At 67.8% G+C, this 12007-nt stretch carries 9 protein-coding genes and 2 pseudogenes; 5 read left to right on the forward strand and 6 right to left on the reverse strand.

The annotated features are described in order from the left end of the window. Positions 1-98: 98 nt before the first annotated feature. The 3 genes and pseudogenes from FFI87_RS18870 to FFI87_RS34520 form a co-directional block, all read right to left on the reverse strand. Positions 99-833: a metallophosphoesterase family protein gene (locus tag FFI87_RS18870; RefSeq protein ID WP_138849521.1), complete on the reverse strand. Its 735-nt coding sequence runs from the start codon at positions 831-833 to the stop codon at positions 99-101. A gap of 116 nt (positions 834-949) precedes the next feature. Beyond that, positions 950-1486 (reverse strand): annotated as a pseudogene (locus FFI87_RS18875) (GNAT family N-acetyltransferase). After that, positions 1483-1650 carry a hypothetical protein gene (locus FFI87_RS34520; RefSeq protein WP_175785213.1) on the reverse strand — a complete coding sequence of 56 codons (168 nt, stop codon included), beginning with the start codon at positions 1648-1650 and terminating at the stop codon, positions 1483-1485. The pseudogene FFI87_RS18875 and the gene FFI87_RS34520 overlap by 4 nt, the downstream one beginning before the upstream one ends. A gap of 314 nt (positions 1651-1964) precedes the next feature. Between FFI87_RS34520 and FFI87_RS18880 the strand changes: the two genes are divergently transcribed. Further along, complete coding sequence (locus FFI87_RS18880) at positions 1965-3158, forward strand: porin (protein ID WP_138849520.1); 1194 nt, start codon at positions 1965-1967, stop codon at positions 3156-3158. 521 nt (positions 3159-3679) lie between these two features. Beyond that, positions 3680-5602 (forward strand): SMP-30/gluconolactonase/LRE family protein, encoded by a 1923-nt coding sequence (locus FFI87_RS18885; protein ID WP_138849519.1) that lies wholly within the window; start codon positions 3680-3682, stop codon positions 5600-5602. Between the two features lie 25 nt (positions 5603-5627). Here FFI87_RS18885 and FFI87_RS34885 read toward each other — a convergent pair. From FFI87_RS34885 to FFI87_RS18900, 3 genes and pseudogenes are all read right to left on the reverse strand, one after another. Next, positions 5628-5729, reverse strand: a pseudogene (locus FFI87_RS34885) (cytochrome C); the annotation flags it as partial. 152 nt (positions 5730-5881) lie between these two features. Next, positions 5882-7174: an MFS transporter gene (locus tag FFI87_RS18895; RefSeq protein WP_012366828.1), complete on the reverse strand. Its 1293-nt coding sequence runs from the start codon at positions 7172-7174 to the stop codon at positions 5882-5884. 131 nt (positions 7175-7305) lie between these two features. Next, positions 7306-8781, reverse strand: a complete 1476-nt coding sequence (locus FFI87_RS18900; RefSeq protein ID WP_138849518.1) for a mannitol dehydrogenase family protein — start codon at positions 8779-8781, stop codon at positions 7306-7308. A gap of 156 nt (positions 8782-8937) precedes the next feature. On the opposite strand from FFI87_RS18900, the gene FFI87_RS18905 reads away from it, so the two are divergent. The 3 genes from FFI87_RS18905 to FFI87_RS18915 are packed head-to-tail and all read left to right on the forward strand — an operon-like array spanning position 8938 to position 11967. Beyond that, a complete protein-coding gene (locus tag FFI87_RS18905) occupies positions 8938-9669 on the forward strand; it encodes a GntR family transcriptional regulator (RefSeq protein ID WP_012366826.1) in 732 nt (243 codons plus the stop codon). Positions 9670-9697: 28 nt separating this feature from the next. Further along, positions 9698-10906: a D-mannonate dehydratase ManD gene (gene manD, locus FFI87_RS18910; protein ID WP_138849517.1), complete on the forward strand. Its 1209-nt coding sequence runs from the start codon at positions 9698-9700 to the stop codon at positions 10904-10906. Between the two features lie 29 nt (positions 10907-10935). Next, a complete protein-coding gene (locus FFI87_RS18915) occupies positions 10936-11967 on the forward strand; it encodes a Zn-dependent oxidoreductase (protein WP_138849516.1) in 1032 nt (343 codons plus the stop codon). Positions 11968-12007 lie beyond the last annotated feature (40 nt).

Genomic DNA, 12007 nt, shown 5'->3' on the forward strand with positions numbered 1-12007 from the left:
CGCGAGCGGTTGTCAGCACGCTTGGTGCTGCCTGACGCCAGCAGGCACGACGGATCGGTTTTCCGGTGAACGAAGTGGGATGGAACGGCGACGATCCGTCAGCACCGACCGGTGCGCAGCGCGACGGTCCAGTCGTCGCGACCGCGCGCTGCCGCGGTGTCGGCGGCCGTGTGCCAGTCATATTCGACCGCGTGGAATTCGGCCTGCCAGCCGGCCGGCGTGCGAGACACCATCGCGTAGCGCGCATGCGGCGAGCCCGTTTCGATCCGGTGCGGATACGGGTGATCGTCCGTGTACGCCTGCAGCCCGACGCTGCCCGGATTGACGATCAGCCGGCCGTCGTCGAGCTTCGCGATCCGCGGGACATGCGTATGGCCGCACAGGATCAGCGACGCCGGCTCGTCGCCCGCGCGCTGTGCGATTTCATCGGGCGTCGCCGCGCGGCAGCCGTCGGGCGTCACCGTTTCGAGGAAATAGACGAGGTCGCTGGCGGGCGTGCCGTGCACCATCAGCACGTCGTCGTCGAGCGTCAGGCGTTCGGGCAATGCGGCGATCCACGCGCGATGGTCATCGCGCAGCGTGTCGTGCGCCCAGCGATCGGAAAGCCCCATCGTTTCGCGATCGCCGCTCAGCAGTTGCCGTTCGTGATTGCCCTTGATGGTCGGCAGGTCGAGCGCGATCAGGCGATCGGCAGTTTCGGCCGGATGGAGCGCGCCCGACACGATGTCGCCGAGGTTGACGATCAGGTCGGCGCCGCGGCGGCGCACGTCGTCGAGCACCGCGTCGAGCGCGGCGAGGTTGCCGTGGATGTCGGACAGCGCGGCGATTTTCATGGCGAAGAAGGCGGTGCGGGGAGCAGCGATTGTCGCCAATTCGGCGTGGCGCGTCCAATCGCGCCGACGGCGAGCGGATCCGCGCGTCGAGCGTCGGCCATCGCTTGGCCGGCGTGTCAGTCGGTCGCGATGCGCGCGTACATCGCGAAATCGCCTGGCACGCCGCGCACCATCCGGTAGGCGCGCAGCAATCCCTCGTACCGGTAGCCGCATTTCTGCAGCACGCGCGCGGAGCCGGCGTTGCCGGTCAGCACGACACCCTGGATGCGCATGAAGCCGCCTTCGGCGAACGCCTACGCGGTCACGCTCGCGCACACCGCGCTCGCGATGCCGCGCCCCCAGTGCGACGGCGCGAGGTCGTACGCGATCTCGGCCGAGCGGTTCGCGGTGGACACCGTATGCAGCCCGATCGTCCCGGCGAGCGCGCCCGATGCATCATCGACGATCGCGAGCCGGCGGATCGAATCCGGTTGGGCCGAATCGATGCCGTCGAACAGCGGCAGCAGGTCGTTGCGCGAATGCAGGTTCCAGCTCGTGTGGCGGATGACCTCGGGGTTCGACAGGTACGCGTACCACGCGTCGAGATCCGTGCGTTCGAGTTGCCGGAGCGACAGGCCGTCGAAGCCGGAGCGGGGCGGCGCGTCGATTCTCATCGCGCGCTCGTCGCGAACGATGCGGTGCGCATGCCGACGCCCCTGCGCAGCATGACGCCGAGACAGCGCAAGCGAACGGCCAGCGAGAGCCGCACGGTCGGGCCGGCTGCCGCGATCCCGGCGCATGCGCCTGCGGCGAAGATCAGCAGGGTCGTTTCAGGCATGACAGAGACTCCCGATCGCAGCGATGCGCTCGATTATCGGGCGCGCGGCCCCGCGCCGTACAGCGACGTTGCCCGCGCAACCAATTATCTCGATCTCGGCAAGAAGCTGTTTTCATTATTGCGCTTTCGAACGAAACCGGTTCCAACTACCATGGCGGCCACGGCGGGCATGCTCGCCGCGACGTGCCGCGCGCGTATCGCACGCGCGCGTTCCCGCGTGCGACGCCGTCGGTCTCGCATGCAGGCGTATCTCGCCGGCCGCACGCGTTACTCGCATAGAACAACGGGTAGACCACCCGGAGACGCTAAAAACCATGAACAAGCAACTGATCGCAGCACCGCTGCTGCTCTCGCTCGCGGGCATTGCCTCCGCGCAAAGCTCCGTCACGCTGTACGGCATCGTCGACGCAGGCGTGACCTATCGCAGCAACGAGCGGGTCGGCTCGCCGGGCGCCTACACCGGGCATTCGGAAGTTGGCCTGACCACCGGCAACCTGTCGGGCAGCCGCTGGGGCATCAAGGGTTCCGAGGATCTCGGCGGCGGAATGCGCGCGCTGTTCGTGCTCGAGAACGGTTTCGACGTGACCAACGGCACGTCGGGGCAGGGCGGCCGTCAGTTCGGCCGCCAGGCGTTCGTCGGCATCGGCAGCATTCGCTACGGCACGGTCACGCTCGGCCGCCAGTACACGTCGCTCAACGACTTCGTGAGCCCGGTCGCTCCGTCGTCGTTCATCGGCGGGTTCGGCGCGCATCCGGGCGACATCGACGATCTCGACCAGACCGCGCGTGTGGACAGCTCGATCAAGTACACGAGCGCGAACTACGCGGGCTTCACGTTCGGCGCGCTGTATGGCTTCGGCAGCCAGCCGGGCAGCATGAAGCAGCGCAACACGTGGAGCGTCGGCGCCGCATACGCGGCGGGGCCGCTGCGCGTGGGCATCGGCTACGAGCGCTCGGACAACAGCAAGACGGGCGCGACCGATCCGACGGCCGGCAAATGGCAGAGCACCGACGACGGGCTGTTCAACTCGTCGATCAACGAAGGCTATGCGAGCGCGCAGTCGCAGCAGGTGATCGCGACCGGCGCGACGTACAACTTCGGCCCGGCCGTCGTCGGCGTGAACTACAGCAACATTCAGTATCGCAGCGGCGCGCAGTCGCTGTTCAGCGGTCATGCGACGTTCAACGTCGCGGGCGTGTTCACGCGCTGGAACGTGCAGCCGCAGACCCAGCTGTTCGCCGGCTACAGCTACACGCGCGGCAGCGACGTCGACGGCATCGACGACCGCGCGCAATATCACAACGTCACGCTCGGCGCGGTCTACGACCTGTCGAAGCGCACCAGCGTGTACCTGCTCGGCGCGTACCAGCGTGCGTCCGGCACGACGCTCGACGCACTCGGCCGGCCGGTGGCCGCGACCGCGGCGGTGTCGGACAAGGCGAACGGCCACTCGTCCGATTCGCGTTCGCAGGCGATCGTCAGCCTCGGCCTGCGCCAGAAGTTCTGACGCCACGCGCGCGCCCGGCCGCCCGCGCGTTGCGGGCCGCCGGTTGCGCGCCCGGCCTTCGTACGGCCTTCCTCGTTCAACACGGCCCGCGTCACGCTTCGTTCCCGCGGGCGGCACATCTTCGTCTCCCTCTCTCCCTCTTCATCGGCAACCGCAGTCCGCCGCGCCCGGCCTTATTTCACTTCTTCACGATTTGCCCGGCAATGCGGCATGCAGCCGGATAATATTTTTTCTCTTTCATTTTAATTTCGATTTGTAATCATCGAGTCGATTTGCCGGCAATGGAAATTCAATGCGCGTGTATCAGAAAAAATGACACATATGCTGCGTGAAATTCGGAACAAAATGCCGGTGATGATGAGTCGCCACAGCGCTATCAGGCGGGGAACCGCGGGGCGATCCCGGTTAAAAAACGTAATGAGCAATTCGTGGTGGAAATGACCGGATTTTTGCAGAAATCACCAATATTTCATACGCGCCGAACTAGAGTATCGAGTAGTGATCGCCCGGGAGCATCGTTCATGTTATCGAAACAAATTCGCACGGCATTGCTTGGGTTGTGCATGGCCGTGCTGGCGCCGGTCAGTCACGCACAAGCGCAATACACGACGGACTGGCTCGCGAACACGTTCGGCACGCTGGCCGCGCACGTCGGCAACGGCGCTCGCTCGCTGTGGGTCGCACCCGAAGGCGTGATCTATACGGCGTCGCGCTGGGACGAGAATGCGGGCGGCGTCGCGATCTATCAGAACGGGCAGACGCTCGGCACGATCGGCATCCACGACGAATTCCAGGGCGGTGCGATCACCGGCAACGCGAACTCGCTGTTCGTCGCGCTCGGCTACAACCGCACGTTCGGCAGCGGCTCGGTCGGCCGCTACAACCGCAGCACGAACCAGCGCGACCTGCGCATCCCCGTCAGCACGTGGACGGGCATCCAGTACGCGGACGTGATCACCGGCCTCGCGACGACGGGCAACCTGCTGTACGTGAGCGACTTCTACGGCAACCGCGTGCGTGTGTATACGACGGACGGCGTGTGGCAGCGCGACATCGGCGTATCGGGGCCCGGCGCGCTGGCGCTCGACGCGGGCGGCAACCTGTGGGTCGCGCGCAAGAGCGCGGGCGTCGTCGCGCAGTTCAGCCCGACCGGCACGGCGATGAACACGATCCAGATGGCGGCGCGCGCGCGGCCCGCGTCGCTGTATTTCGATGCGCCGAGCGGGCAGATGCTGGTGGGCGACGAAGGCCCCGACATGAACATCAAGGTCTACACGCTCGCCGGGCTACCCTTGCAGGTCGGCACGTTTGGCGTGCTTGGCGGCTATCTCGACACGACGTCGGGCATCAAGGGGCAAGTCGGCGACAAGCGCTTCACGCGCGTCGCGGGCATCGGCAAGGACGCGGCCGGCAACCTGTACGTGCTGAACAACGCGTGGGGCGGCGGCTGGGATCTCGGGCGCAACGGCAGCACCGACCTCCATTCGTACAGCCCGACGGGCGTGCTGCAATGGAAGCTGCAGGCGCTGAACTTCGAGGGCGCCGCCGCGCCCGACCCGGCGACCGACGGCGCGTTCTTCTACAGCGGCAACAACGTCTATACCGGTACGGCGGGCGGCACGTTCGTCGCGAACACGATCGATCCGTTCACCTATCCGAAGGACCCGCGCCTCGACATGAAGGACTACCAGCGCGGCCAGCATTTCGGCCAGCTCGCGCTGGTGAAGGGCACCCGGATGCTCGTCGCGACCGGGCAGAACCCGGGGAACTACAACATCTATCACTTCAACAGCGCGAGCGGCTATATCGCGATTCCGGACGGCTCGATCCCCGGCAAGCCGTTCAACACGACCCTGCAGGTGACGGCCGGTTTCTCGCTCGACGACAACGGCGACGTATGGGCCGGGCTCGATCGCACCAACAACATCTCGCACTATCCGATGACGGGCTTCGATGCGACCGGCAAGCCGACCTGGGGCACGCCGGTGCAGATCCAGATTCCGCGCACGGTGCTGCCGCTCACGCGGATCATCTACCAGGCCGACAGCGACACGATGATCCTCGCGCAGGGCATCTCGGGCAGCTGGGACTGGACCGCGATGAACGGGCACATCGAGGTCTATCGCGGCTGGAAGGCCGGCAACACGACCACGCCGAACGTGGCGATCGACCTGACGAGCGCGAACCCGAAATCGATGGCGGCGGCCGGCCACTACCTGTTCGTCGGCTACGTGCACACGGTGCCGAACGTCGACGTGTTCGACCTGAACACCGGCAGCCTCGTCACGACGCTGACGAACTCGAACACGTCCGCGATGGACGTCGGCAACGACGTCGACTCGATGTACGGCATCCGCGCGTACCGGCGCTCGACCGGCGAATACGTGATCACGAAGGACAACTACAACGGGTCGAGCCTCGTCGTGTATCGCTGGCGTCCGTGATCACGCAGGCCGCGGCGCGCGCACGTCACGGCGCGCCGAGCACGCGGCCGTTCACGTCGCGCCCGTACATCGAGTCGGGCGTGTCGTGGAATTTCGCGCGCGTGGCCTGCACCGCGCCGGTGAAGCGCCATCGCGTAGCCAGTCCACGGGCGCGCGATCGATACTGGAAATCGCGATATCGGATCGTAGATATTCGAGGCTCCGATGATTGGCGCAAACGACAAGGCCGCGCGGCGCCGGTTCATGCGGCGCCGCGCGGCCTTCGTCAGCCGTGAAAAGTCAGTGCACGGTGCGTTCGCGCAGCACGTTCGACGGCCGCACGTTGCGCACGAACACGCCGGCCAGCACCGCGCCCGCCAGCGCAATCGCGCCGGCCAGCACGAACGCGGACGCGAACGAGCCGCTGCGCTCGACGATGAAGCCGGTCACGGCCGGCCCGATCACGCCCGACAGGCTGCCCATGCAATGCAGGAAGCCGCTGACGCCGCCCACGCGGGCCGGATGCACGACGTCCTGCACGATCGCCCAGTAGATCGCGCCCGTCACGTACAGGAAGAACAGCGACACCGACATCAGTGCGACCGCGCCCTGCGTCGACTGCACGGCGCCCGCGACGGCCACGCATGCACCCGCGCCGAGCAGGCAGGTGACGAGCACGATCCGGCGCGACAGCAGCAGGTTGCCGGTGAGCCGGTACAGCGCATCCGAGATCGCGCCGCCGCACGCGAGGCCGACCGTGCCGACGAGCCAGGGCACGACGGTGGCGACACTCATCTCCTTGATGTTCAGATGGTGCGCACGCACGAGGTAGCTCGGGAACCAGCTCAGGAAGAAGAACAGCACGTAGTTGTAGCTGAAGAATGCGGCGGCCGTCGCGATGATGCGCGGCTGGCGCACGTAGTGCGACAGCGTGTGCGCCGGCGTTGCGGCGGCGGCCGCAGGCGCGTGGGCGGGCGATGCCGCACGCGTCGCTGCACGCGCATCCGATGCCTCGCCGGCCGGCGTGGCCGGGCGGTCCGACGTCGACATCATCCACACGACGACCCACGCGAGCCCGATCGCGCACACGATCCAGAAGGCGGGACGCCAGCCGAACTGCGCGGCCAGCAGGCCGACGATCGGCCCGGCGATCGCGCCGCCGAGCGGCGAGCCGGCGCTGAGCAGGCCCATCGCGGTCGCGGCGCCGTCGCGCGGCAGCCAGTTGTTGACCATCTTGTTCGCGGCCGAGCACAGCGGCCCTTCGGCCATGCCGAACAGCAGTCGCACGATCAGCAGGCTCACGAAGCCGACGGTGAGCGCGGTCATCCCGCAGAACACCGACCACAGTCCGACCGACAGCACGTACACGAGCTTCGGCCCGAGCCGGTCGGACGCGAGCCCGCCGATGAAATTGAACAACGCGTAGCCGATGAAGAACGTGCTGAACACGAGGCCCATCTGCGCGGCATCGATGCCGAGATCGGTCTGCACGATCGGCGCGACGATCGACAGCGCCACACGGTCGAGATAGTTGATCCCGTACACCAGGAACAGCAGGAACACCGTGAACCACGCCTGCGACTTCTGCTTCATTGTCTGTCTCCTTCGTGCCGGTGGGCCGGCCGTCATGTCGTGTCGATCGTTCGCCGCGCCGGTATCGCCGTCGGCGGGCAGGGGTGTTGCGCGGTTCGCTTCGATCGCGGCGAACCGTGACGCGCGTTCGTTCAGCGCGTGTGCAACGGTGCGTGCAACGGCGCGAGCAGCGCGTCGGTGCCGTGCGTGCGCAGCGTCGACAAATGCGCGCCGACGCGCGCGATCAACGCATCGGGCCACACGGTCGAGCCGGCGAGCGCGCTGCTGCCGAGTGCGGCGCGAACCGCGCCGCTTGCATCGCCGGCCGCCGACAGCGTCGCGCCGAGCGCGGCCGCGCCCGGATCGCTGATCGTGAGCGGCCGGCCCGACTCGTCGCGCGCGGTGGCGACGTAGTGCAGCCACAGCGCCAGCGCGCGTTCCAGATACGGACGCTCGATACCGGCCGCCGCGCTTTCGGCGAGCGCCGGCAGCCAGCGCAGCGGCACCTTCTGCGTGCCGTCCATCGCGATCTGTTCGGTGCGATGCGCGAGCGTCGGATTGCGAAAGCGCTGCACGAGCGTCGTGCAATAGCCATGCGCGTCGTAACCGGACGGCACGTCGACGGTCGCGAGCAGGTCGCGCGTCATCAGGCCATCGACGAGCGCCGCGATCGCCGGATCGGCCATCGCGTCGGACACGGTCGCGCGGCCGCGCAGCTGCCCCGCATACGCGATCGCCGAATGCGAGCCGTTCAGCAACCGCAGCTTCATCGTTTCATAGGGCCGCACGTCGCCGACCAGATGCGCGCCGGCGTCTTCCCAGCGCGGGCGCGGGCCGGCGAAGCGATCCTCGATCACCCATTGCGAGAACGGCTCGCAGACGATCGCGGCCGCGTCGCGCGCGCCGAGATGCGCGTGCGCCCAGTCGAGCGATTCGGGCGTCGCGGCCGGCACGATCCGGTCGACCATGCTGTTCGGGAACGCGACGTCGTCGCGGATGCGCCGCGCGAGCGCGCCGTCGATGCGTTCCGCGTAGTCGATCAGCAGCGCGCGCAGCGTGTCGCCGTTCGACGTCATGTTGTCGCAGCACACGACGGTCAGCGGCGCATGGGCGGGCCGCCCGCGCAGGCCGGCCGCGATCACGCCGAGCGCGGTGCGCGGCGCGTCGGGCGTCGCGAGATCCTGGCGAATCGCGGGATCGTCGGCGTCGAGACCGCCGCCGGGGCGGCGGCAATAGCCTTTCTCGGTCACGGTCAGGCTCACGATCGACACGGCCGGGTCGGCGATCAGCGTCAGCAGCGCGGGCAGCGATTCGGGCGCGAACAGCGCGCGGTGCACCGCGCCGACGATGCGCGTGCGTGCGACGTGGCCGTCGCGTTCGGTCACCGAGTACAGGTGATCCTGCGCGGCGAGCAGGTCGACGGTATGGCGCCGGCGCAGCTCGACGCCGACGATCCCCCAGCGCAGATCGCCCTGTTCCAGCACCGTTTCCGTATGAAGCGCCTGGTGCGCGCGATGGAATGCGCCGAGGCCGAGATGGACGATGCCGGTGCGGACCGCCCGCCGGTCATAACGGGGGCGGCGCGTGCCGGGCGGCGCGGTGCGTAGGAAATCGGGGGTGGATGGCATGGCGATCAGGGATGGTGCGTACCATGGTAGATGGTCGAATGCGTGCAGGTTATTTCGAGTTTCTTCGCGAAGTTATCGGTGTAAACGCTAGATCGCCGGAATTCGGCCGGTTATGTACCATGGTAGTTATCGATATCGAGTCGGATCAATCGCACCATGAGCGAAACGGCAGTACTGGAAGAAGCGGACGTCGTCGTCACGGCGTTGCAGGGGTTCTCGCTGGACGAGAGCCGGTCATATACGGAGCAGGTGCACGCGCTGCTGCGCCACGCGATCGTGCGCGGCGCGCTGCCGCCGCGCACGGCGCTGTCCGAAGCGGTGATCTCCACGACGATCAAGGTCAGCCGCACGCCGGTGCGCGAGGCGTTCGCGCAGCTCGCCGACGAGCGGCTCGTGCAGATCATCCGCAAGGTCGGCACGCTGGTCGCGCCGATTCCGGTGTCGATCCTCGAGGAAGGGCGCTTCGCGCGCAGCACGCTCGAATGCGCGAACCACGTCGAGCTCGCGCAGAAGATCACGCCGGCGCAGCTCGCGGAGCTGTCGCGGATCATCGACGCGCAGCGTGACGCGGTGGCCGCGGGCGATGTCGAAGCGTTCTTCGATCTCGACGAGGCGATGCACGGCCGGATGTTCGCGTTCGCGGGCCGGCCGCACGTGTGGGAAATGCTGCAGCCGATGAAGCGTCAGTTCGACCGCGTGCGCTGGCTGCTGCTCGAGCGCGTCGAGGATCACGCGCGCCGCGCGCTGCAGGAACACGAACAGATCCTCGCGCACATCGCGTCGCGCAACATGGCGCTGCTCGGCGCGTCGGTCGCGGCGCACGTCGACCGGATCGGCTCGCACCTGCCGGACGTGCGCAGCCGCGCGCCCCATTACTTTGTCGACTGACATCTGAATCGCCCGCTGGAGGAGCGCAGTGAAAATCGAACGCTTGCAGACCATCGTCACGTGTCCGGGCCGGAACTTCGTGACGGTGAAGATCGTGACCGACGAGGGCGTCCACGGCCTCGGCGACGCGACGCTCAACGGGCGCGAGCTCGCGGTGCGCGCGTACCTGGAAGACCACGTGTTCCCGTGCCTCGTCGGCCGCGACCCGCGCAACATCGAGGACATCTGGCAATACCTGTATCGCGGCGCGTACTGGCGGCGCGGGCCCGTGACGATGACGGCGATCGCCGCGATCGACATGGCGCTGTGGGACATTCTGGGCAAGCTCGCGGGCATGCCGGTCTACCGGCTGCTCGGCGGCAAGAGCCGCGACGGCCTGATGGTGTACGGGCACGCGAACGGGCGCGATCACGAGGAAGCGGTCGACGCGGTGCGCGCGCACATCGAGGCCGGCTATCGCGCGGTCCGCGTGCAGTCGGGCGTGCCGGGGCTCGACAAGGTGTACGGCGTCGGCAAGACGGCCGGCGCGTACGAGCCGGCCGAGAAGGGGCTGCCGCCCGAGGAGCCGTGGGACACCGCGCTCTATCTGCGCCACACGCCGGAACTGTTCCGCAAGGTGCGCGACGCGGTCGGCGATGCGCCGCACCTGCTGCACGACGCGCATCACCGGCTCACGCCGATCGAGGCCGCGCGGCTGGGCCGCGACCTCGAGCCGCATCGGCTGTTCTGGCTGGAGGACGCGACGCCCGCGGAGAACCAGGATGCATTCCGCCTGATCCGCCAGCACACGACGACGCCGCTCGCGGTGGGCGAGGTGTTCAACTCGATCTGGGATTGCAAGGACCTGATCCGCGACCAGCTGATCGACTACATCCGCGCGACGATCGTGCATGCGGGCGGCATCACGCACGTGCGGCGCATCGCCGATTACGCGGCGATGTACCAGGTGCGCACCGGCTTCCACGGCGCGACGGACCTGTCGCCCGTCTGCATGGCGGCGGCCGTGAACTTCGGGCTGTGGGCGCCGAACTTCGGCATTCAGGAACTGATGCCGCACAGCGCGCTGACCGACGAAGTGTTTCCGCACAACTACCGCTTGGAGGACGGCTATCTCGTGATGGACGACGTGCCGGGCCTCGGCGTCGACATCGACGAGACGCTGGCCGCGAAGTATCCGTACGAGCGCGCGTACCTGCCGGTCGCGCGGCTGCGCGACGGCTCGATGTGGAACTGGTGAGCGGTGAAGATCCGAAGGAGAGAACCGAAATGTTGAGCGTCGTTGTCGATCGTCCGAACAGCATGGGCGTGCTTGAAGTGCCGCTGCCCGTGCCCGCCGCCGGCGAGGTGCGCGTGAAGGTGCGCTATGCGGGCATCTGCGGGTCGGACCTGCACATCTTTCACGGCAAGAACCCGTTCGTGTCGTACCCGCGCATCATCGGCCATGAATTCGTCGGCACGATCGAATCGGTCGGCGCGGGCGTCGATGCCGCGCGGCTCGGCGAGACCGTCGCGGTCGATCCGGTGATCAGCTGCGGGCATTGCCACGCGTGCACGATCGGCCGGCGCAACGTGTGCCGGCATCTGACCGTGCTGGGCGTGCATCGCGACGGCGGCTTCAGCCAGTACACGTGCGTGCCGGCCGGCAATGCGTACCGGATTCCGGAGGCGATCGCCGACACCTGCGCGGCGATCGTCGAGCCGTTCGCGGTGGCCGCGAACGCGACGTCGCGCACCGGCGTGCTGCCGGGCGATGTCGCGCTGATCTACGGCGCCGGCACCGTCGGGCTGACGATCCTGCAGGTGCTCAAGCGCGTGTACGGCATTCGCGCGTTCATCACCGACCGGCTCGACGCGCGGCTGCAGCTCGCGCGCAAGTGCGGCGCGGCGCAGGACGAGATCATCAACACGAGCGTCGAGTCGCTGCCCGACGCGCTGGAAAAGCGCGGCGTCGACGGCGGCCCGACGCTGATCTTCGATGCGGTCTGCCATCCGTCGATTCTCGAGGAGGCCGTGACGATCGCCGCGCCGGCCGGCCGGATCGGCGTGCTCGGGTTTTCGTCGGAGCCGTCGGCGATCGTGCAGGCCGAGCTGACGAAGAAGGAGCTCACGCTCGCCGCATCGCGGCTCAACTGCGCGATGTTCCCGCAGGTGATCGACTGGATTGCGCGCGGGCTAATCCAGCCGGAGCACATCGTCACGCACAAGGTCGGCTTTCGCGACGTCGCGCAGGCGTTCGAGATGGCCGAGCGCAATCCCGCGGAAAGCTGCAAGATCCTGCTCGATTTCGCGGGCGGCTGATCGGGCGTTCAGTTCATACCGGTTCGTGTCGCCGGCCGGA

This window comes from Burkholderia sp. KBS0801, from assembly GCF_005937855.2.
In the GTDB taxonomy this organism is placed as follows: domain Bacteria; phylum Pseudomonadota; class Gammaproteobacteria; order Burkholderiales; family Burkholderiaceae; genus Burkholderia; species Burkholderia ambifaria.

What these genes read in the sequence shown, in the direction of transcription:
- FFI87_RS18870 (WP_138849521.1), bottom strand. Translation starts at nt 833, where the DNA reads ATGAAAATCGCCGCGCTGTCCGACATCCACGGCAACCTCGCCGCGCTC.
- FFI87_RS34520 (WP_175785213.1), bottom strand. Translation starts at nt 1,650, where the DNA reads ATGCCTGAAACGACCCTGCTGATCTTCGCCGCAGGCGCATGCGCCGGG.
- FFI87_RS18880 (WP_138849520.1), top strand. Translation starts at nt 1,965, where the DNA reads ATGAACAAGCAACTGATCGCAGCACCGCTGCTGCTCTCGCTCGCGGGC.
- FFI87_RS18885 (WP_138849519.1), top strand. Translation starts at nt 3,680, where the DNA reads ATGTTATCGAAACAAATTCGCACGGCATTGCTTGGGTTGTGCATGGCC.
- FFI87_RS18895 (WP_012366828.1), bottom strand. Translation starts at nt 7,174, where the DNA reads ATGAAGCAGAAGTCGCAGGCGTGGTTCACGGTGTTCCTGCTGTTCCTG.
- FFI87_RS18900 (WP_138849518.1), bottom strand. Translation starts at nt 8,781, where the DNA reads ATGCCATCCACCCCCGATTTCCTACGCACCGCGCCGCCCGGCACGCGC.
- FFI87_RS18905 (WP_012366826.1), top strand. Translation starts at nt 8,938, where the DNA reads ATGAGCGAAACGGCAGTACTGGAAGAAGCGGACGTCGTCGTCACGGCG.
- FFI87_RS18915 (WP_138849516.1), top strand. Translation starts at nt 10,936, where the DNA reads ATGTTGAGCGTCGTTGTCGATCGTCCGAACAGCATGGGCGTGCTTGAA.